A 22,925-nucleotide genomic window follows, 5' to 3' on the forward strand; every position below is an offset into this window, starting at 1 on the left:
AAAAATGGATATATTCATCAAGCTTTCTCAATTTTTATTGAGTTTATCATTACTTATAATTCTTCACGAATTAGGGCATTTTATTCCTGCTAAATTATTTAAAACCAGGGTCGAAAAATTCTATTTGTTTTTTGATGTCAAATATTCCTTAATAAAAAAGAAAATCGGCGAAACGGAATACGGTATCGGTTGGTTGCCTTTGGGAGGTTATGTGAAAATTTCTGGAATGATTGACGAGAGTATGGACAAGGAGCAAATGGCTTTGCCCCCTGAACCTTGGGAATTCAGATCTAAACCGGCCTATCAACGATTGATAATTATGCTTGGTGGTGTTACGGTGAATTTCATTTTGGCATTCATTATTTACATCGGGATGGCATTTGCCTACGGTGACACCTATATTGCCAACTCCGATTTACAAGACGGTGTACTGATCGAAAATCAAGCCATGCTCAACATAGGTTTTAAAACTGGAGACAAAATCATTGCTGTAGATGGCCAACAAATTGCCAAAGTTGATGATGACACTAACATGAAAATCATCATGGCAAAAAATGTTCTAATCGAAAGAAACGGAAACCAACAAGAAATAAAAATGCCTATTGATTTTATCGATCAGTTGTCTAAGTTTGAAAAAAACACACTGGTAGGAATCAGAACCCCATTTGTAATTGCGGCCGTTTCAGAAGAGTCTGTGAATACTGCTTTAGAACCGAAAGACTTGGTTCTTAGCCTTAATGGCCAAAAAACAAAATACTATGATGAGGTACAAGCAATTTTAGAAAATAATAAAGGAAAAACGATTTCAGCAGTTGTTCTAAGGGATCAAAAAGAAACTGTAATAAATGTTTCTATTGACAAAGACGGAATATTAGGCGTGAATACAGGACGTTTAAGTATCGACAACCTAGAAAAACTAGGATACTACAAAATAAGCAAACAGGAATTTAGTTTCATGGAGTCTATTCCTGTTGGAATCTTAAAAGGAAAAGACCAAGTAGTAGGCTACGGCAAACAACTGAAAATGATTTTCAGTCCAAGCACTGGTGCCTACAAACAAGTGGGTGGTTTTAAAGCCATATTTGACATTTTCCCAAATACATGGAGTTGGGAAGTTTTCTGGAAAATCACAGCTTTGTTATCGATAATGCTTGGTGTAATGAATTTATTGCCTATCCCAGCACTTGATGGTGGTCATGTAATGTTCTTATTATACGAAATAATCAGTGGTAAAAAACCAAGTGACAAATTCCTGGAGAATGCACAAATGGTTGGTTTCGTATTACTTATAACACTATTGTTATTTGCCAATGGAAATGACATTTACAAGGCAATTATCGGGAAGTAAAAAAAAGTGAAAAAATATTAATTTTTGCTTGCACAAAACAAATTTACCCCTATCTTTGCACCGCTTTACGACTGACATAAACATCAGTTACAAACACAAAAAAATGTTCATTCATTACAAGAATAAAAATATACAGTTTCCTTCTTAGCTCAGTTGGTTAGAGCATCTGACTGTTAATCAGAGGGTCCTTGGTTCGAGCCCAAGAGAGGGAGCAAGAGTGAACAGGAGGTCAGAAATGACCTCCTTTCCTTTTTTATTTTTTTCCAAAACCTTGCTGGCATTGATTAAAATCTCAATTGGTGTTGTAAACTTCGGTGTTGCAGCTTTTCCATTCTCAAAATGGACTTTTTCTGAAAAGATGCAGCTCAATATCTGTTTCTTCGTTCTACCATCTACTTTATTATATAATGATGTTAAATCTTCTAAGGCAGGAACGTGTCTATTCAAGTACTCTTTGTATGGTGAGTATTCCTCATTCAAATCTTTAAGGGTACGTTCTTTTTCAAACACTTTTGTATCAAGACCCATCTTCAATTCATTATAATCAAGCGATGAAATTTTACCATCCATATATTCGTCTTGGATATGAGTTTTTCTTTGTTTAAGACGTTGAATTTCGTCTTTAGTATTTTGTATTAATTGACTTCTGTTTGAGTCCTCTGATTGGAAAATTCGTTCTAAAATTGAACGATACGATTTAATAACTCTTGCCGAGAATTGAACCACTCCAAGTAATCGTTCAATCTCACTATGTGCGTGGTCAATTGGATAACGTGGACATAAGTTTTTTGTACAAACGTAATAATGGTAAATTTGACCATTGCGACTTCTCGAACCATAGGCAGAAAGTGACCTTCCGTGAATTGGACAAACCAAATGACCTTTCAATGGGTACAAGTCAGCCTTATCGTCTTTGAATTTCATTTTACGTTTTCTACCGTTCAAGACATCGATGGCTGCCGTAAACAATTCATCAGTAACCAAAGCGGGATGTAAACCTTGGACAATTTGTTCAGGTTCTCCTCTGAATTCTTTAACCCTGATTTTGCCTGTGTAAGTGACGTTACGTATAATACCAAGAAATGTATTTTTTGAAATAGACATACCTTTTGAGTTTAACCATCGTCTAATTTCATCTGCACTATAAATTCCACTTGCCATTTTTTCAAACGCCTCTTTTATTAGTGGTGCATCAGAATTAAATTCAAGAGTAGATTTTGTGTCAAGTCTAAAATTTTTATAACCCTTAGGAGCAATCCCTGTAAAACACCCTAGTGTTCTTGCCTTATGAGAACCTTCACAGGAACGGCGAGAGATTTTAGCATTCTCGATTTGTGGGAGAGCGTATCCAATTGCTTGAAGTAAAAGTGCATCAGGACTTGAATTATCCACTTGTCCCTCAACAAACTCAACCTCACAACCGAATCCTAATAGTTTTGCTATTTCGGTGAATGACAAAATCAGATTTCTTGAATAGCGGTCAGGTCTTAGTATTACGATGGCATCTACTGCTATTGAAGTCTTTTGACTTGATTTAATAAAAGATAAAATTCTCTTCCATTCAGGACGGTCAAAATCTTTTGCGGAACAATCTTCTTTGTAAGTTGCAATTATATTATATCCTTTACGTTCACAATAACGTTGAATGGTTTCTTCTTGAAAAGCTATTGAATGTTGTGACTGATCATCACTTGAGATCCGGCTGTAACTTAATACGTTCTTCATTTTACGCTACTTCTTTATATGAATGGCTAATGTCGATAATTGATTTTGAATTGCCTTCGCACGAGGACTTTTTCTCCTCCAAATAAAGGTCAAATTCAATTCGTGCTATTTTGTCTAACAGAGCCCATATTTCAAGGTTCTGTTGGTCTGTCAAACTACACCCGTCTAAACTTATCTGGGCCTTTAATTGGGATGGATTCATAATTTATGCAGCTTGTTGTAGTTCAGATTCAGTTCTTTCTCCTAATACCATATTCATTCTTTTATTACAGAATTCAACTGATACAGGGTCTATGTCAACACCAATTGCGTTACATCCGTTACGGGCAAAAACTTCAAGACCTTGACCGGTTCCACAATGTATATCAATACAAGTCATTCCCGGCAATGTGTAAGACTCAACAAATTGTTGATACACAGCCATAGGTGCTGGTGCATCGTGGGTAAAATCAGGGTCGTATTTTTTGTATTCGGAATCGTTAACTACCGGTGTAACAATTACATTTGAGACAATTGTTTCGTCTGATTGAATAAAAAATCTATTTGTTCCATCTTTGGCTTTATGACTTTTCTTTACCATTTTTTTACCCTCTTTAGTTGTTTTCATTAAAGGGTTGAAATTCACTTTCGCTCCTTTCATTTTACATACAAATATTGTCTCATCCACTGTTCTGAAAAAGTCTTTAACCATTACAGGTGTAGAATTACTTTTAATCCAAGGACATTTCCCAATTATTTCAACTCCTGTTTCAAGTATCATCATTTCGTATTGAGTTATAATACTTTTGTATCCTCCAGCATAAGACTCCCCAATTACAATCACGAAGACCCCATTTTCATCCATAATATCTATTAGTGCTTCGATGAATTTTCTGCTGTTATCAAGATATTCTTTGAGCGTATCTTCTTGTCCGTATTTCATTTCTCCCTGATTTCGATATTCTTTCATTGTCCAGTACGTTGGTGATAACATTCCAAATTGAGGGCGATATTTCTTTAAGTTGGATAAGTCTACACTACTTTGTTCAAATACCTTAAACCAAACATCTTTATTTAACGCTTCGATTTTAATTTTCTGTTTAACCGCCTTCTTATCGTCCTTTTCTATACTACTTAACATTAACTTATATGCCGTATCAATTTTGTAGGTACCATCATCAATACCTTCAATTAAACCAAGACTATTATCGGTTTTCTCATAATCATAAACTCCCATCAACTTTCTTAATGTTCTACTTGAAAAATTAAGTCCTGATTGCATACAAGCAATTTCAAATCTGTTTTTACCTGCGGTACCAAATTCGTTTTCATCGTTTAATTTGTCCATACCCAGTAAGTCATTTCTTTTACCTTGGTTAGTCCCTATTAGTCCCAAGATATGTTCAATGTTGAAACATTTTTCAGACATATGTACCTTAGTCTTTAAATTATAAGTAATACGAGTATCTAATATTTCTGAATCAGTAATGTCAAGTACAATACAATCGAGAGATTCAAAATTTCCAGCTTCAATAGCGGAATAATAGCGATGACCTCCGTCAATAATGTAATAGATACCATCCCTCAATACAACAATCACCGCTGTCTTTTTAGGAAAGTGTTTCATTGAAAATGTAATGAATGGGTTGGGTTGGTATTTTTTGATTTTCAATACCAACGGGTGAATTCGTAATTCACTTAATTTTACTTTAGTTGTTTCCATTTGTTAATTATTTAAAGTTAAAAATTTATGTCTTTTTACATTGGATAATAATATTTTATCCAATAATTTTTGTTAAAAAAAAGACCAATCCGGCCTTTTCGTTGTTACTAAGTTTATTGGTTAATCTGTGAGAATAACAATATTACCCTCTTCATCATAACCAACTTCATCATCACTTATGTATTCAAAATAGTATAAATCCCACATTAAAGTTAGAATATAATCTTCAACCGCATCAAGATCACCTGTTGGTATTTTTCCTCTTACCAATACTTTATTCTCTGCACCAAGATTTTTAGAGAACTTTCTAAATGGCTTACCCTTATCATCAATCCAAAACGCACGCATTACAATATAACGTATTTGTGTATCCTTGTTAACATTGTATGTCTTGTATAGTTTCAAATTAAAAATTAACCACAACTTTTCAATTCTTATCTTATAATATTCTATCGCATTATAAATGTCAATTGCTGATAAAGTTGTTCCTTCAGAATCAACGATATTATCTGTTGAATTTAAGAATTCTCTGAAGTCATCTTTAAGTTCAAGATAATGTTGATATATTTTCTCAACTTTTTTAAGTTGAAATTTATTCATTACAGGTTCTTTGTCACTTAACCAAATGTCAAGGTTAAATTTAGGAGTGCTCTGTTTTAGGTTAAATTCTATTTTCATAATTGAGGTGGTTTCTAAATTGTACCGCAAAATTAAGTACAATATTTTAATCCACAAAATATTTTTACAACTTTTTGCAATTTCGGCAAGAAGTAAATTATTTATGAAGAAAGTAATTCACTCCAAATTTCTTCAAGATCTAACTCTAATGTAGTCATTGGATCTTCAATTACTTTAATACTAACACCTGGTTCAATCCCGGTGAAAGAGTGTAATCTGTGTTCTAAAATTTGTTTTGTAATCTCCGAATATCGTTCATCAATCAATATAGAGTCGTGAATGGTAAGAAAAGGGACATCAATTAATTGTTCATTAACCGCTTTGCAACCAACAAGTAAAAACAGATAGGATTCCGATCTCTGTAATAATATTGCAACAGCAGATTTAAAAACATTTAAACTATTGACACTCTCAAGAAATGAATTAATATTTGGAAAGTGAATTTTGAACTGTTGAATTAGTTCTATATGTTTTCTTTTTTCAAGTTCTTTCAAATTCATAACCAACATAATATCATCTTTTACTTTTTGTGTCCCAAAATCCCGATTAAAAAAAGTCATATTAAGATGTGAATAGAACCCTTCTTTAAATGGTAAATTACGATACGATTGGATTTCCTGACAATTATCTAAGTCGCCGGACATAAAGTACTTGGGGAAACCTTCTTTATTATTATATATAGAATTTCCAATAAGAGAAATAATGTCAGTAGTTGACTTAGAAATAATATAATTTAGTTGATTATATAACTGAGGGTATATTCTATTTAAACTATATTCAGTACTAGAATCACCACTAAAGAATCTATCAGTTAGAATAGAACCCAGTACATAAGGTTGTGAACTCTTCATATCAACTTCCACTAATCTATTTCCATTAATTTTAAGATAGTATCTGAGTTCCTTATTAAGATTAGTTATCACTGAATTTAATCTATGATTACTATTTGATACTAAAGGTCTGTATTTCTTCTTTTGAATAGCTCGGATTTTAGATTTTATATCTTTAATAACATCATTAATTCTATTCGTCATTTCCTCCTTATCTCCATCATATTTATCCACCCTTTCAAGTAGTGATGAATTAAGTTTAATTACATAATCTAATGCACAGTCATCAATTGTAATATCAGATTCGTATTTATCGAGGAGAAATTGGTACGTTGATTTGAAGTTCTCATATTTTATTATTCCCTCCTGTTCGAATTTTAGTAGTCTTTTCTCAGCATTAGACCCTAAAACAACCGATCTCTCTCCTGGGTTTAAAAACAGTTCCTCATTCAACCTGTATGACTTAGATTTTATACCCGGTTGATAACTTGGTTTTTCAATTAGAATGGCACCTGAAGAATGAGAATTTACATCCATAAGAAGACTTTTAACCTTTCCAAATCTGTTTCTTATGATTTTGTTAATCTCTACATTATTAATGGATTTAAACCCTTCAAAACCACTTGTTGCCTTAATGTAATCTTTAGATGGGAAAAGAAAAGAGAGAACCACATAAGTGGCGTCAATTAGTTCATTTCTGTAACTGTCTTTACCCTCGATTGGAGAAAATAATTTTTCATAATCAATGTTTAACGGGATTCTAATTTGTTTCGAATTTTGTTTCATATTTTGTTTTTTTAAAATATATACTTTAAAATTGACAAAACGAAATCTGCCCAATAAATTTTTTTGTCGTGATTATTAGGTAGTCAAGCCTTAAAAAGCTTTTTTTAACCAAAATATTTTATAAATGATAAATTCGAATGAGTAATATAGTTGTTGAAAAAATTGGCAACAAGATAATTTCCATTTGTTCATCATCCTTTTGAAGTTATAAGCTGCTGCGGCAAGCATAATATTGATGTTATCACCCACGATTCCCTTATAGAAGTTTCTTCCCAATCGAAAATCTGTCTTAAGATGCCCTATTACTGGTTCTATTGCGGCTCTTTTTCTATGCGCTTGTTTTAATATTTTCTGCTGATATTTTGTTTGAGTCTTGTTGTTGAAGGGTTTTGGCAACTGAATCTGGGTTTCTCCAATTTGTTTTCTGCCGCGATAACCTCGGTCAACCGCAGCTTTTTTTGGAACTTTTCCAACAAGCCTTGCTGTTTGTTCCAGAACGGGTTCCAACGTATGGCCATCAAACTCATTTCTAAAACCCATTGCCCCAACAATCACACCTGTATTTTGGGTGTAAGCAAAAGATGCTTTATTGCCAAATTCAAATTTTTTGTGTTCTTTTCCTTTAGAAATGCACAATGTTTCCGGTTCGTGCAGAGAATAAATTTTGTTTTTACTCGTTCGTTTTTGAGCAAGTACTCGTTTAAATAATTCAATATCTGTAAGATAAATGGAATCAGGATTTAGATTTCTCTCTAATTCACGAACCAATCTTCCTGCAATGGTTTTAACTTTTTTGTCTGCTTTTTTTGCTTTTGATTTATTTTTTGGGTGATTTCTGAAGCGTTGGTCGACGCCTAATTTTTTCAATGTTCGGGTGTAGCTCTGGCGAACCGAAAGTTCTTCTTTTTTAGCAATTGCAAGGCACTTTTTGATGATCTTTTTATGCAACTTCGCATCTGTGGGAAAAGTGATGTTTTTTTCCTGAACAGTGGTGTCAATACTAATCTGGTCATCATTACTGTCATCTCCATTGATACGGATACTCTCTTTTAAAATCAATTCTATTCCCCATTCGCCTATGCGTTTACGAAAATGAACAAGCTCAGAAGCCTCACAAGGCTCAAAAGAGCTAAAGTCTTGCTGTCCACAAAAATATTGATAGTAAAGATTTTCAGCCCATTGCTCTACTACACTCTCATCTGAAATATTTCGAAGATGCTTTAAAATCAACAGGCCAACCATTAATCGAATTGGCTTTGCAGGGCGACCATTATCCTGACAATAAAGAGGGCTAAACTCCTTATCAAAAAGTTTCCAATCCATCCTATTAGACAAAATGTAAAGAGGATGTTTTTGGTTTAAAGTATCTTCTAAAGTGAAGAAAAAACTGGATTGATTTTCAATTTTTGGCTTGGCTAACATAAATTTAAATTGCAAGGTTTACGATATAAATATACGAAATCTTGTAGATTTAAACAAGAAAATATTATGCTAATTTATTATAAATCAATTTATTAACTCGTTTTTAAGGGTCGACTAGGTAGGTTTTTGATGTTTTTTTTGTCGTAAAAATCTGAGTGGTAATTTTACCTAGTTTAAAGATTTTTATTAATCTGATTTCCCATAAGAGGTATTAAAATCTGAATAAATTAGAAAAAGATAGTAGTTGTTCTAGTTAAAAAATATGTAGTGGGAAATTGACCCTTTCGTCAATCAAAGCCAATTATTTTTAAAAGTTTTAAAACAGGTATCTCGATACTTTTGGGCAAATTGACGAGCGACTACCTCCATCGGATGACTGTCATATCCAAATTCATTCAGTTGTTTCGAATATAGTCTAACTTCTTTCTGTGTCCGCATATCTATATGATGCTTGTATTCGTGCAATAAAGTATCCACAACCTCCCCAATCGATTTTTCCGGGGTTAAATAAATAATGATACATTTATTATAACTGCAGTAACAACCTTCAACTTTGGAGTGATTGTAATAATTGATTTTGTATGACAGTTTTCCTCTAAACTTAGGAATAGAATGATTTAACTCACACCAGTGTAATACATTTTCCACCATTTTTTTCTTTGATATCTTCAGGTCTCTGATTTTAGCAGACTTATTCTTTTTTATTAATGAATCTCTAATTGTCATCACCACATAAATCACAAACAAAGTCGAAAAATATAATATGAATCCGATTTCAACCATATTAGATTAATCCCATTTTTAATGCGGTGGTTTTTACTTTCATCACAGTATTAGTGGATTTTTTTGTCAAACCCGATATTTGCCTTATTGATAATTTTCTCTTTAATAACTTAATTACATCTGAATGTTTTTGAATTGTTTCTTCTTCAGTTTCAATTGATCCAATTTTACGGCCGACAGCTTTTGATCCTTTTGAGGCTAACAAAGAGCGGTAACCGGATTGCAAACGGCTGAGAGTTAATTGACTCTCCATACTTGCAACTGAAAATAGGATCTGAACCATAAACAATGATAAACCATTGGGAGTTTTATCCTCATTCAATGTCTCTAAGTTGAAATTCTTAATATAGATAGACACTTTCTTGTCAGTCAGTAATTGTATGTTTTGCAAAGATTGGATTACACTTCGCCCGATACGACTCAACTCCCAAACCAACACTTTGTCAATTTTTTGACTATCAAGTTCGTCCAACATTTTAGAAAAAATTGGTCTCTGATTATTATTCTTGAATCCACTTACTTTTTCCTCATAAACCCCAACAAGTTCATATCCCATTTTATTTGCGTACTCAATAAGTTCTGTTGTCTGTCTTTCGTTGTCCTGTCTATTCCCTTCAGACGACACTCTCGAAAAGATTACTGCTCGTGTCATAGTGTATCAATTAAATCCTTTGGATTTCGTTGAGGCTAACATACAGCGGAAAACCAATAAGTCGGCGCCTTTTTTTGGTATTTTTTTGATACATTAATTAAATTGACACGATAGTTGATAATTAGATGATGAGCCAAACACAATTTAATCTCCCCGGGAGATCTTCACCTTCATCAAAAAGCCAAACATAATAAAGATCTGCGCCAGTACTCCGGGTGTTTCGGATTTACAATTTGGGTCAAACAATTTCACCGTATCTCCCAGTCACCGTAGTAAATTTAACTTTCGACAAGCCAAACATAATTTCCCGAGAAAGTGCCAGATTTCTTCACCGGGGGTACGGGTACCCCCCTCCCTCCCTCACATCCCCCTTTGTATAAGGGTGTTTTTGGTCATCTTTAGGAGGGGGACGGTTTCACGATAAAAATATTTTTGGAAAAAAATCTCAGAACATAGAATTTATCCTTGATTCAGAAACAAAAATTTGCAAACTATTTTTTAAGAGTTATTGAAATTGACTGGTTATCAATATCAGTAAACTTAATATTGATTTGATTATAATTATATTTGGCTATGTCTAAAATAGCGTAATCAGCAGATACAAATGGAATACTATCTATTAAATCTCCAATATCTGAAAAAATTTCAATTTTGCCATCTCTGTATAATACAGGATGAATCTGAATATTGATTATATTATAGCTTTTTTTAAGTTCGTAAAATTTTATATCATTACTCAGGTCGATATAATAATCAAATACTCCTGCTGGACAATCATTATCATATGCATCAATATAATCAAAAGTAATATCATATAATTTTTTACCAAAATCACTTTTAAAATACTCATCCTCTCGAAGTTTCCTATAAACTAAATCTACATTACACCATTGAAAAGAAAGACTATATTTTTGTGATTCTATTAGCACAGATATGTATTTCGAATAAAAATTATTTGGATCTAGATTTGATACTTTATTCGATAGTTGAATGATGTTATCTACATTTTTATAGTTGTCCAAAGCCAGAGAATAAGTATAACACGTTAAAATATTAATGTGATTAACATCAAACAAATTATCAATAGAACGTACTTTATATTTTTTAAAAATTGATTTAAGTAATGCAGTTGATTTTTTATTATCTGAATTAAACTTCCATCCAATCGCATTTATAACAGACAATCTAATTTCTAGGGAATTATTTTCATCTAATATAAAATCAATGGTTGATTTATCCATTTTTTGATTTCTAAATGCGTTCCGAACAGTAAAATCTTCAGTATGAATAGTCCAAAAATCAATTGAAGTTAAAGGGCTATCGGCATAGGAATTTAAATTTAGTAGAAGAAAGAATAATACAGAATAAAAAAGTGGTTTTCTAATCATAAGTATAGATATTGGTTTTGTGTATGAAATATAATTTCTATTTTAAGAATACAGTCAGGATTTTCGATAAACTACCACAGAAAATACTAGGAAATATAAAAAGAACCCATATAACAAAAAATAAGAATTTGGCTGAATATAGTCAAAGTGATCAACGAGTATATCAAAAATATCAAGATGCTTTTTATCATTTGTTAAAACAAAAGAATAATCTAACATTTTATCAATAAATTCTGAAATTTTAGAATTAATAAAAAAAGTAAGAAATAATCCAAGAAAACTTACTATGATCCCGACAATTGATAATTTTTTCATTTATTTTAAACTATTAATGGCTATAATTATATTCTGTTTTGCATTTTTCTGAACAAAAATTTAAGCTCCCTTCTTTTACTGGGTTTTCAACACAAATATATTTTACCCCGTATTTGAAATTCTCACAAGCATTTTCAATTACAGGTTTAAATTTCAATATTGATTCATATAATGCATCATTCATAACTCCTCTCCAATCAATTGAATTGAATTGTTCCTCAATACTACCCGAATGATCTATCTCTTCATTATCATTTTTAGTGGAATGATTATTCATTAGTAATCTTGCGGTATAGCATCTAAAATTATATACTGAAAATACCCCATCACAGTCTAATTCGTTACTAAAATAATTTTTATTAGTATATATCTCCCCGGGAACTCTCTCATTACAATACAAACATCTTGTTGATGTATTATCACAAAAATCTCCTTTTCTATTATCTGGGTCAGGATTTGGATCGCTTAAAATTGCAAGTAATGTGTTAGTTGTATTTTCATCTAATTTTAATACTTTAATAATTGGACTATTGTTTAAAAAATCTCTAGAATCCTGCGTTATTTCAAAGTCATAATAAGTTTCTTCGTTATCGCTTGATCCAAGTTCATTAATAATTACATCTGAATTTGAGTCATCATTTTCATTTATTGGATTATTAATAAACTTTGGATTATTGCCAAAAACAGATTTATTGATATTATTAATAAAATTGATCTTATCAAATTTGACATTGTATACAGTAAGCCCAAACCATAAAAAAAACAACAAAAACAAATACCATCCACACCCCCAAGTCTCTTTTTTTATAAGCGCTGAATCTTGAGGATTTTTGTTCAACCACAATTCAACTAATTTGGGATCGGTTAGGTCATTATACTTTTTGGGATATTTATTCCTTATAATTTGAGCAAATTCTTCAATAGAATATTTCATACTTAAATAATTGATTAAATTCTTGACTTTATAATTTTTTTCATTATCAATATTAAATAAATTTTACTTATTTATAACTTTACATTTTCCATATCCATTAGAGATCATCCAATGATGGAGCACGCCTATTATCGTACAAAAAATCTTTGACTGGCTGAAGTGGAGAATAAATTTTATATTCTGTTTTGTACTTAATATTTATTTGACCGCTATTACTTAAATAAGTTTTGTCTTGAATTAATATCAATTTGTTTGAATCAATGTAATCAACCTTAATTGTGTGTTCATCTATAATGTGATTATTAGCATATTCATTGTTAGAATCATAAGAGCTTATTATATGATTATTTTTCTCACCTTTCATATAATAATACCCATCAGCATTACTGATACCCATACAGTCTAACGAATAAACAATATCTTTAGTTCCTACAAGGTATCCTTTAGTATACATTGAATTATCCGAAACTAGATTATTGTCGCAATAACCCCATTTATTAAAATATATGTAGCAATCCCCTTTTTTGTCTTCTAGCAATTGTTTTTCGAAATCATTATACAACAAATTTACACTGTCGCGTGTTGATGTATCTGAAGAAGGAGGTAGTAATAACTCGTTGTCAATATAAATCTCATTAACCTTGGCGCCAGTAATTTTCCAATATTTATCACAAAGAAGACTTTTTAACTCTGATTCATTTTCGGGATATTTATTGTTTGGGTAAGTTAAATATCCTATTGTTAATAAAAATATAGAGGCGAAAAAAATTAAATATTTATACTTTTTTAACTTAGAATGGTTAGTTATTTTATTTTTATCTTCAGGAAATTTTTTCAACCATAGATCCACTAATTTAGCATCTGACAAATCTTTGTATGCACCAGAGTTTTTATCTCTGATGTATTGTGCAAATTCTGATACTGAATATTTTTTCATATTAGATTTTTAATTTCTTAATCCCAATGGGTCATTTTGATCCGTTGATGTTGTATTAACTCTAATTCCTAAAGGATCGTCATCTTCAATTGCGTCTTCATAATCTTCGTTATCTTCATCATCTTCGTCATCTTCATCAAACAACACAGTATTTTCAATTAAAAAATTATACAATGCCTCTGTAACATCTTTCTTTGTGAAAGACGAAATATTATGATCATATTTTTCTAGAGTTTTTGGATTAATTGAATGGATTGTTAGCCCCTTTTTATCTGAATATTCAATCTTATTTATAGCTAAATTTACTTCGTCATTACCTAGGCAATAATGAACGGCCGTTCTTCCATATTCATTGATAAACAAATAAAGTAAGCCATCATTGTTCTGAAGAATAGCAAAACCATCATCACCTTTTCCCCATAGAGTATCATCATAGTATACACATATCTCCGAGTTGTCTACAAAATCCGAGTTGTAATTTTTTAAAAACGCTTTAATTTTTTTCTCAGGAATATTATCTTCTAGGTAGATTTTTTCTTTGCCTATGACATTAGAGAAATACGATTCAAAGTCATATTTTGGATAATCTTCGTCTTCATCTTCTTCATCATTTTCTTCTTCCCAATCCTTAATTTCATCATTCCAAATCATATCTTCATAATTTAAAGGGCTTTCTTTAAAATAATCAAATTGAGGAGCAATTATCCAATTACAATTTTCATCAGCGTAGCCATACTTATTGTTTGTTGAGATTTTGTATAATCCTTCTTTGACAACCTCCAAAAGATGGTGTTCAATCTTAAATACTAATTCGCCTTTTGTGTTAATTAAACCAAATTTTCCATTAATTCTGACTTTGGCTAAATTATTTTTATCAAAATTATATAATAAATCGCCGTAAAACTCATCTTTATAAATAGGAGAAATAAGCCATTCACCATTACAATTTATGAATCCCGCTCTTTCATTTAATACTGCCCTGTACATTTCTTGATCATCGTTACTTGCCAGAGAATCAAACATTGGCTGTATTAAAAAATTACCATTTCTATCGATAAGACCCACCTTGGTATTTATTTCTACCCTGCAGTAACCTTGATTATCAAATAAATCAACATCAATAAAATTTGGTTGAATTATCCAATTTCCATTTCTATCGATGAATCCAAAATTCCCATCTGTTTTTGCCCTTGAGTAATCCTGATTATCAAACGATCCAAGTTCATCAAAAATTGGTGGTATTATCCATTCTGCTTTTGAATTGATGAATCCCATTTTATCTTTTAGCCCTACGAGCCCAAAACCTTGTTCATCAAAATTCTCAGTAGAATCATAAATCGGATCTATTATCCAATTTCCTAATTTATTAATATACCCCATTTTATTCTTAATGGCTGCCGTTGAAATTCCGTCAGCATTAAAATAAAAAAAATTAAAATCAAAAACAGGTTGAATTACCCAATTACCATCTAAATCAATAGTACCCCATTTATTGTTTACACAAGCAGGGTAAACTTTTAAATCATAATCAAAAACACCTATCAAATCAAAAACCGGTTGCACCGCCCATTCGCCTCGTTTATTTAAGAATCCATAACCATAATTAAGAGATTGAGCTTTAAAATAGCTATTTAGATCAAAATATTCATTAATTTGGTTGTAATTTGGTTGAATTACCCAATGCCCCATTTGGTCTATTAAACCCCATTTTTGATTTAATTCTACTCTAATCAAATCTCCTTCTTCAAAATCAACTTCGTCATCTAGAAAATCAAAAATAGGCTGAATGACCCAATCACCCTTTATATTGATTTTACCATATCTTAAATCACCTTCTTCTGTCTTAACACTTGCAGTTAGTAATAAATTAGGTGAAGACTTATCTAAAGTAATTGCAACAAGATTACTAATTTTAATTTCTTCTTGGTTTTTTCCACAACTATGACAAAATTTTGCTGTCTCTCCTTGTTGTGTTCCGCAATTTATACAGTATGACATATAATTAGTTTAGTCTTTATGATACTTAAATAAGATTTACTCAAAATTTTTAAGTATTTCTCTTTTGGTTTGTTCACTTAAATTAAGAGCGGTCTTTAATAATGGGTCGGTACTAATTTCTTTGAAAACCCAAGTTCTTTTGGCAATATCCATTGAAAAAATTCCAACTGACCAATATTGAATACCCGAAAATTGACCATCAAAAGTGAGCCTAGTTTTGACATTTATTTCTGTTTTCAAACAATCGTAATCTACTTGTTGTATTTGGTATTGAAGGTTATTGCCACCATCATATTTTTGATCTACTACCTCATACATTTTTCCTGATACTAATTCAGTTGCAAGCGATAATTTTTCATTTTCATTTAGACATACTGTATCGCATCCAAAAACAAAAAACAATTGACTTGTAATTAGGAAATATTTAAGTTTTTTCATAAAAAATTTATTAAATAATTTGAAAGGGATTTCCAAAAAGAATTCTTTTCAAGAAATAAATTGTGCTTGTGTATGGGAGTATATCAAGTTTGTCTAGAAAAAAAACAATGATAGCAGCCAATATTAATGTTCCGCCTATATTAACTATTGACTCTTTAAAGAATTGGGATTTTTCTTTTTTATCAGACATAAAAAACCCTATCGCAAAAGCAATAAACAATATACTTCCCATAGATTTTATATTATATTATCCATTAATCAAAATAATAATTTAATGGTTTACGAACATTAATTATCAAAATTAAAATTTGAAAGGATATTTCTTTTAAAATTTATAGTAATCCCTGATATTTCCCCTATTTTTGTATTCATTAATTTTGTCGCAATTATGAAACACTTTATTTATATAGTATTGACAATGATGAGTTTAAATTCTTATTCCCAAGAATTTAAAGCTCCTATTAATAACGGATCATTTTTATTTACTTTCAAAGACAAATCTTACCTTATTTCAGGAGATTCTATTTATAGCAACCCAAATAAAACAAAATGGGTCGCCAAAAAACACAATCTTATAATTAACGATTTTGCGTTTATATCTAATGGAAACAAAGGGTATTTAATGCACAATTCGGGAGGGATTATTTATCAATTTGACGGTTTGAATTTTAAGAGAATTGATGAATCCTTTGAATTCAATACCCAATATCAGAGTTTCCCTTTTTTATACAACGGATCTATCTACAACTTTGGTGGATATGGATTATTTACTTTTAAAAATATCCTTACTTACTTTAATGAATCAAAAAAAGAAACAGAACTAATTACTACTACTACTACAATTTCAAAATCTCCATTTGGCAGAAAGAAAATGTTTGGGCAAGTAATTGGAGATGATTTGTTTATAGGCTCTGGTTTTGGATATAATAACGATAAAGAAAATGGAACTAAAAAGGGAATCATTTTAGACGACTATTGGAAGTTCAATCTAAAGTTTAAAGAATGGGATTTATTGGGTAATAGAAAATCATTTACAGATGACGAAAATTACACTATAATTTATGATTTCAATGGAAAAAACTTGTTGTTAACTAGCGATAGAGTTTATGCAATTAACATAAAAGAAAATGAAGTTGAGTTTTACGAAAATGTAAATATTGATATGATAAAATCACTAAAAAAAGATTTTTTTCGCAACTACATTACTTACAACAAATCTAAGGATGGGTTTTATTTGATTCTTGACAAACCCAACCTTGGAAATAAACTTTTGTTTGTTAGCACAGATGATTTTCTAGGAAAACCAACAAGAACCGAAAGCCTATATTCTGAAGACGACAGCCTCATAGGTTATTATTTGTTGGGAGGATTAATTCTTGTAATTATAGTTTTCTTCATAATAAATAAGAAAACCAATTTCCAAAAAATTAGTTTAAAAAGAAAAGAGATTGATCTAATTTTAAACGCAGAGGAAAAACAAATATTTAATTTAATTTTTGATAAATATCCTGATTTTATTCAATTTCCCGAACTGATGGATGTTTTTGAATTCCATTTAAGTTACGAGAGTAGAAAGAAAAAACTGCGTTCATCGTTGTATCAAATTGAAGATAAAATTATGGGAGTTTTGAAGACCAAAAGCAAAGTTTTTGTTGAGCGCAAAAACAAAGAAGATTTAAGGATCAAGGAAATTAGGATTCAATAAAAGATTTTTTTAATTTCTAAATTGTCTTGATATTTATTGTTAAAGAATAATATGAAAACAGACCAAAAATTACCAAAATCAAAAACGAAAATCATCCTCACCGAAAATCAGATTAAAAAATTAATAACTAATCTAATTAAACCTGTTCAAGAATAATGAAAGAGTCTAATTCATTAGAACTATTGAACGATGACTTAGTATTTCATTTTGTGCCTGAGATTGGAGAGAACATAATGGAAATAAATGAAGATGTTAAACAATATGTAAATCACTTTTTTTATAAACTATGTATCGAGTACAACACCAAACCTAACTCAATAGGACTTATTGGGAATGTTTTAACTTTAACCAAAGTTGTTGGAAGATTGGTTCAGGATTACGAAAAATACAAAGGTTTGAATGGAGAGTTTACACTAATTTAGTTTAATAAAATTAACTTAGTGTAATTTTTGCAATAAGTTAACTATTTAATTTCCATATTGTTATGTAAATATAGATTGAGTTTGTGCTGCATCTTTCGTCTTTAAGGGGAGCAAAACAGGTCTTAACATTAATTTGTTAAGGCTTTTTTGTTTTTTAGGATATTGTAAAGGGTTCAATGCATTTAGTTTTATAACCTTTTTTTATGCGCAAGATTTGAGCAAGGTTTTGATTGAAATTCCTTTTTTTTTTAGATTCTATGATCCCTTTTCTTACCTATGTCATCTATCAAAGCAAAAAAATCTTCCCTATAATTGCTGCTTATAGGAATCTCTTTATCGTCAATTACTACACAATGTTTTTTGACCGTTTCTATATGTTTTAATGCTACAATATAGGATCGATGTATTCTTGCGAAAAATTCTTTTGGAAGTAATTCTAACACTTCAGATAGTTTATAGCGAGCCAAAACAGGTCGTTTATCGGTATAAAAAGTCACATAATTACCGTCGCTTTCTATGTATTTTATATTTTGAATAAACAATTGATGAAAATCTGATCCACTTTTAATAAAAATTGTTTGTTCAGAGATATCAGGAGAAATTTCAGAGCTTGAAGCTGTTATCTTATTATTTTTTTCTAAATGCTGTTTTGCTTTCATAACTGCCTGAAGCAGCCTGTTAAATTCAATGGGTTTTAACAGATAGTCAACTGCTTTAAGCTCATAACTTTCCAAAGCATATTCTGAATACGCTGTGGTAAATATAATAAGTGGTGGATTTTGCAAAAACTTAGGAAAGCCAATCCCTGATAATTTAGGCATATTTATATCTAAGAAAATAAGATCTATTGGATGTTGTTGAAGATATTCAAGCGCATCCAATGGATCTCTAAAAGATTTCTTTAAGGTCACAAATGGTATGTTGCTTAAATGATATTTAAGTACATCAATAGCAGCGGGTTCATCATCAATTATTACACAGTTCATACGAATGGTTATTCAAGTTTCAGAATAAGTAAAGATATAAAATATCCCTTTTCCTCTTTAGTTTCCAAAGTATACCTATTTGGATATAAAATGGAGAGTCTCTTTTTTAAATTGTCAAGTCCGAAACCAGAGGGCTCATCAGTTAAACCATAAGCACCTTGATGTATGGTATTGGTTACTTTAAAATATAAATTTTTTGCCTCCGCTTTTAAGGAAATATCGATTATTGATTTTGTTTTAGGGTCAATACCATGTTTAATCGCATTTTCAACAAAAGGAATAAGCAACATCGGACTTATTTTTACTGATTTTATGTCTCCTTCAATATTAAAATTTATGAATACTTTGTCGTCTTCAGCAATTCGTAACTGATAAACCTGAATAAAATTTTTAAGGTGATGAATCTCTTTTTCAAGCGCTACCTTATCCTCATTTGTTTCATAAACCATATAACGCATCAACTCTGCTAGTTTCGCAATGCCATCAGCCAATTCCGGTACGTTATGCTTTAAGGATTTGGCATAAAAACTATTTAAAACATTAAACAAAAAATGAGGGTTGATTTTAGATTTTAAAAATGCCATTTCTGTGGAAAGTTTTTCTTCAAGCAAAACCCTTTTAAGTTTTTCATTTTGTATCCAATATTTAATAAGCGAATAAGACAATGCAACCAATAAAGTAAAAAAACCAATCACTGAATTATAAAGTAAATACACCACAAAAGATTCACTCGCAGAGGAGAAAAAATTTGTCAGATAGCTATAATCTACAATACTTTCAAATAAATTAATAAATATAAAACCACCCAATAACGAAAATATTAAGGCCTTAATTTTTTTTAGCCGCAAAAATTTTGGAACCAAAAAAAATGCGGTTGTATAAAAAACGACTTGGTTCATAAGCATCCCAAAAAGGAGGGCAACCCAATAAGGGCCTCTGTCTTTCCTGAAATCACCTATGGTAGATGTATAGTTTAAAATTAGAAAATAACCTATTCCCCATACTAAAATATGAATTATTGGTTCTATATATTTTTTCATATTCAATCGTTTCTTTGTCAAAAATAGGGTTTATAATAGTTTAAAATTTTAAATGGGACAAAAGATGTCATTATTGTGGCCAAATCCTATAGTACTGTGAAGTTCACCTTTTTTCACACAATTATGGGTTTCTGTCACAGCAAAGCAGGTAACAATCACTTTCATTTTAGGGTGTCATTTATACATTCTAATATTGCTTCAAATTAATTATTAAATGATAAAAATGAAGAAAGCAGTTGTACTATTCATCACATTAATCTTAGGAATTAATTCCTTTGGACAATCAACCTTCAACAAAGAATTAGAAAAAAATATTGATGACTTATTTGAAAGTTATTCGTTTTATAATCGGTTTGTTGGAAGTGTTTTAATTAGCAAAGACAACCACATCATTTATCAAAAAAGTTTTGGTTATGCTGATAGAAAGGGACATAAAAAAAATACTGAAAAATCGATATTTAGCATTGCCTCTCTTTCAAAATCATTGACAGCAGTTGGAATTATGAAATTAGTTGAAGATGGAAAATTAACATTAGAAACACCTGTTTCAACCTATTTCCCAAATTTTATGCCTGACTATTCAAAAGACATAACAATTCAACATTTGCTAAATAACAGTTCTGGTATGGAAGCCAATATTGGCAGAACAGACGATAACGGAAATGGATTGATGCCAGAGGAAACTGCCATAACTTTTGATGAAGTTTTAGAAAAATTTAAAGATTCCAAATTAAAGTTTGAGCCGGGAAAAGGGTATGACTATAATAATTTTGGGTACTTGCTGTTAGCTAATATCATTGAAAAAGTAAGCGGACAGTCTTATGCTGACTTTATGGAACAAGCAGTTTTTAAACCTGCAGGAATGAAAAATACAACCATTGCATCATTTAAATCTATAAATCAAAAAGCACAACGGTATTTAGGTTTAGGGATGACTGAATTTATAAAATTCAATTCACCTTTCCATCCTTCCTGGCTTATGGGCGCTGCTGATATGAATTCAACAACCAATGATTTATTCAAATTTATGCAAGCCTTAGATAACGGGATATTATTAAAACCAGCATCCGTGAATAAAATATATACCGCTACACAAGCAATGGGTGTTAATGAAATGTTATCTGGCTTGGGCTGGGTTATTGACCATAAAGGAGATGAAAAATGGATATACAACAATGGCTTACTTCCTGGTTATGCGTCAGTGATGGGTTCATTGCCAGAAAAAAACAGTAAAATAATCATCCTTTCCAACGCTACTTCTGTAAATCCGGTAGCAGATGAGTTTCAAGGTGAGGTTACTTTTGTCCCTGAAATTACAGATAAAATTATTGCCCTGTTACAAGGTAAAAGCATAGAAAATTTACCAACGCCAAAAACTACTATAGACAATAGTATTGTTGATGAAACGAACACCTATCAATTGGATAATGAACACTCACTTCTCCTAAAAAATAAAGGAAACATTTACTTATTAGAAACAGCAGGTGCAGCACCTTGGTCGGTTTTTACGTACGCTTTTTCAAGAAATGCAAATGAACAAGATGCCCCCAGTGAAACTGCTTTATTTTTTGCAAATGCAATGAGTACTCAAAATTTTGAAGGACTTATTAATTATGCGAATGATCAAATGAAAGGGTTTTTAGGTACAGAAGAAGGTTTAGGACAATTAAAAGGTATGTGGTCGAATTTTTTACAACACGCCGGTAAATTCAGGTCCTACAATATTTATAAAATTGATGGAGATGAAGTTAAAAATGTTCATATCAGATTTCATTTTGAAACAGTTGACATCGGAATCGTGTTAAGTATTAATGCCGACCATAAAATACAAGGAATGTTTATGGATGATTCCGTTAAAACAAATCATATTGACAAGGTATATTTAATTCCCATAAGTAAAAATGAATTTTTTATCAATGGGCATCAAAATGGTGGGATGCAAGATTTAAAAATAACAGTATCTAATACGGGATTAATCTTAAAAGATGGTTCCATAAATTTTGAAGCAGCAACGCTCTCTTCTTTTTGAACAAGAAAAAAACACAAACTTGATGAATAATAAAAAACATTATAATAAATCATTTAATATAAAAATAGTCATAGAAATTGCAATTGTGTTTATTACAATAGTAAGCATAAAACATATTGGAGATTATTTTAACATCATCGGTTCTGGTTCGATAGCAATTTGGTGTGGAATTATAGTCAGTACAATTTTCATGAAACAAAAAAAGTTAAAATGGAAAGAATTAGGATTTGAACTTCCAAAAGGTTTACAAAATTGGCTGATTAATATATTGTTAGCAATTGGGACAGTAATGCTGGTTTTTTCAATTATGGGGCTAATTGTAAAGCCATTATTAGAAAATTTCGGTTTGACTAATCCAACAGATGTAGCAGATAGATTTGCCTTTTTTATGGGAAAACCATTTGTGTTTGTACCTTATCTAATTGTTGTAGTTTGGTTTGGTGCAGCACTGGGTGAAGAAATATTATTTCGGGGATATTTACTAAACAGATTGGTAGATTGCACTGGAAATAATAAATCAGGTATTGTTTTGGCATTAATTATACACGCAACAATATTTGGGATGCTTCATATTTATCAAGGGTTGGCAGGTGTTATTGCAACTGGTTTTATTGCGCTAATATTTGGTTCAATATATTTTCTGATAAAACGAAAACTTTTCCCTCTAATAATTGCACATGCAATTATTAATTCTATAAGCCTGATAGCATTATATCTAAATGATGGCGTAATAATGTAATCAAATAATCAAAAATTAATGGTGAGGTTACTATTAACACTTATTTATTTTACAAGAAAAAACAAAAT

Annotated in this window: 20 protein-coding genes and 1 tRNA gene; 6 read left to right on the forward strand and 15 right to left on the reverse strand. The window is 30.9% G+C overall.

Annotation, left to right across the window (positions count from 1 at the left end):
* The first annotated feature begins 4 nt into the window (after positions 1 to 4).
* On the forward strand, positions 5 to 1,348 hold the full coding sequence (rseP, locus tag ACEN2H_RS01515) for an RIP metalloprotease RseP (protein WP_441729724.1): 1,344 nt from the start codon (positions 5 to 7) through the stop codon (positions 1,346 to 1,348).
* A 138-nt stretch (positions 1,349 to 1,486) separates the two neighbouring features.
* Positions 1,487 to 1,560: transfer RNA gene (locus ACEN2H_RS01520), tRNA-Asn, on the forward strand.
* Here ACEN2H_RS01520 and ACEN2H_RS01525 read toward each other — a convergent pair.
* The 13 genes from ACEN2H_RS01525 to ACEN2H_RS01585 form a co-directional block, all read right to left on the reverse strand.
* A complete protein-coding gene (locus tag ACEN2H_RS01525) occupies positions 1,526 to 3,073 on the reverse strand; it encodes a recombinase family protein (RefSeq protein ID WP_441729725.1) in 1,548 nt (515 codons plus the stop codon). The two genes, ACEN2H_RS01520 and ACEN2H_RS01525, sit on opposite strands and share 35 nt — an antisense overlap.
* 1 nt (position 3,074) lies before the next feature.
* Positions 3,075 to 3,275: a hypothetical protein gene (locus tag ACEN2H_RS01530; protein ID WP_441729726.1), complete on the reverse strand. Its 201-nt coding sequence runs from the start codon at positions 3,273 to 3,275 to the stop codon at positions 3,075 to 3,077.
* 3 nt (positions 3,276 to 3,278) lie between these two features.
* On the reverse strand, positions 3,279 to 4,775 hold the full coding sequence (locus ACEN2H_RS01535) for a DNA methyltransferase (RefSeq protein ID WP_441729727.1): 1,497 nt from the start codon (positions 4,773 to 4,775) through the stop codon (positions 3,279 to 3,281).
* Between the two features lie 120 nt (positions 4,776 to 4,895).
* A complete protein-coding gene (locus ACEN2H_RS01540) occupies positions 4,896 to 5,453 on the reverse strand; it encodes a hypothetical protein (RefSeq protein ID WP_441729728.1) in 558 nt (185 codons plus the stop codon).
* A 101-nt stretch (positions 5,454 to 5,554) separates the two neighbouring features.
* The gene (locus ACEN2H_RS01545) at positions 5,555 to 7,069 is read right to left on the reverse strand and encodes a hypothetical protein (protein WP_441729729.1); all 1,515 of its coding nucleotides are present in this window, start codon (positions 7,067 to 7,069) and stop codon (positions 5,555 to 5,557) included.
* A gap of 90 nt (positions 7,070 to 7,159) precedes the next feature.
* Positions 7,160 to 8,491, reverse strand: coding sequence for an IS5 family transposase (locus ACEN2H_RS01550; RefSeq protein ID WP_441729730.1), 1,332 nt, complete (start codon positions 8,489 to 8,491; stop codon positions 7,160 to 7,162).
* Positions 8,492 to 8,782: 291 nt separating this feature from the next.
* Positions 8,783 to 9,274, reverse strand: a complete 492-nt coding sequence (locus tag ACEN2H_RS01555) for a hypothetical protein (RefSeq protein ID WP_441729731.1) — start codon at positions 9,272 to 9,274, stop codon at positions 8,783 to 8,785.
* 1 nt (position 9,275) lies between these two features.
* Positions 9,276 to 9,926 carry a recombinase family protein gene (locus ACEN2H_RS01560; RefSeq protein ID WP_441729732.1) on the reverse strand — a complete coding sequence of 217 codons (651 nt, stop codon included), beginning with the start codon at positions 9,924 to 9,926 and terminating at the stop codon, positions 9,276 to 9,278.
* A 491-nt stretch (positions 9,927 to 10,417) separates the two neighbouring features.
* Complete coding sequence (locus ACEN2H_RS01565; protein ID WP_441729733.1) at positions 10,418 to 11,314, reverse strand: hypothetical protein; 897 nt, start codon at positions 11,312 to 11,314, stop codon at positions 10,418 to 10,420.
* 328 nt (positions 11,315 to 11,642) lie between these two features.
* Positions 11,643 to 12,563, reverse strand: a complete 921-nt coding sequence (locus tag ACEN2H_RS01570; protein ID WP_441729734.1) for a hypothetical protein — start codon at positions 12,561 to 12,563, stop codon at positions 11,643 to 11,645.
* Between the two features lie 97 nt (positions 12,564 to 12,660).
* Positions 12,661 to 13,500, reverse strand: coding sequence for a hypothetical protein (locus ACEN2H_RS01575; RefSeq protein ID WP_441729735.1), 840 nt, complete (start codon positions 13,498 to 13,500; stop codon positions 12,661 to 12,663).
* A gap of 9 nt (positions 13,501 to 13,509) precedes the next feature.
* Positions 13,510 to 15,498, reverse strand: coding sequence for a WG repeat-containing protein (locus tag ACEN2H_RS01580; protein WP_441729736.1), 1,989 nt, complete (start codon positions 15,496 to 15,498; stop codon positions 13,510 to 13,512).
* A 36-nt stretch (positions 15,499 to 15,534) separates the two neighbouring features.
* Entirely contained in the window at positions 15,535 to 15,936 is a 402-nt protein-coding gene (locus tag ACEN2H_RS01585) for a hypothetical protein (RefSeq protein ID WP_441729737.1), read from the reverse strand.
* Positions 15,937 to 16,324: 388 nt separating this feature from the next.
* Between ACEN2H_RS01585 and ACEN2H_RS01590 the strand changes: the two genes are divergently transcribed.
* Together ACEN2H_RS01590 and ACEN2H_RS01595 are read left to right on the forward strand one after the other, a co-directional pair.
* The gene (locus tag ACEN2H_RS01590) at positions 16,325 to 17,641 is read left to right on the forward strand and encodes a hypothetical protein (protein WP_441729738.1); all 1,317 of its coding nucleotides are present in this window, start codon (positions 16,325 to 16,327) and stop codon (positions 17,639 to 17,641) included.
* A 155-nt stretch (positions 17,642 to 17,796) separates the two neighbouring features.
* The gene (locus ACEN2H_RS01595; RefSeq protein WP_441729739.1) at positions 17,797 to 18,063 is read left to right on the forward strand and encodes a hypothetical protein; all 267 of its coding nucleotides are present in this window, start codon (positions 17,797 to 17,799) and stop codon (positions 18,061 to 18,063) included.
* A 248-nt stretch (positions 18,064 to 18,311) separates the two neighbouring features.
* Here the strand turns inward: ACEN2H_RS01595 and ACEN2H_RS01600 are convergent, their stop codons facing one another.
* Together ACEN2H_RS01600 and ACEN2H_RS01605 are read right to left on the reverse strand one after the other, a co-directional pair.
* Positions 18,312 to 19,049: a LytR/AlgR family response regulator transcription factor gene (locus ACEN2H_RS01600; RefSeq protein ID WP_441729740.1), complete on the reverse strand. Its 738-nt coding sequence runs from the start codon at positions 19,047 to 19,049 to the stop codon at positions 18,312 to 18,314.
* An 8-nt stretch (positions 19,050 to 19,057) separates the two neighbouring features.
* Positions 19,058 to 20,089 (reverse strand): sensor histidine kinase, encoded by a 1,032-nt coding sequence (locus ACEN2H_RS01605; RefSeq protein WP_441729741.1) that lies wholly within the window; start codon positions 20,087 to 20,089, stop codon positions 19,058 to 19,060.
* A gap of 223 nt (positions 20,090 to 20,312) precedes the next feature.
* Between ACEN2H_RS01605 and ACEN2H_RS01610 the strand changes: the two genes are divergently transcribed.
* Entirely contained in the window at positions 20,313 to 22,118 is a 1,806-nt protein-coding gene (locus ACEN2H_RS01610) for a serine hydrolase domain-containing protein (protein WP_441729742.1), read from the forward strand.
* Positions 22,119 to 22,140: 22 nt separating this feature from the next.
* A complete protein-coding gene (locus ACEN2H_RS01615; RefSeq protein WP_441729743.1) occupies positions 22,141 to 22,857 on the forward strand; it encodes a CPBP family intramembrane glutamic endopeptidase in 717 nt (238 codons plus the stop codon).
* Positions 22,858 to 22,925 lie beyond the last annotated feature (68 nt).

The organism is Flavobacterium sp. W22_SRS_FP1, from assembly GCF_052113685.1.
Classification (GTDB): Bacteria; Bacteroidota; Bacteroidia; order Flavobacteriales; family Flavobacteriaceae; genus Flavobacterium.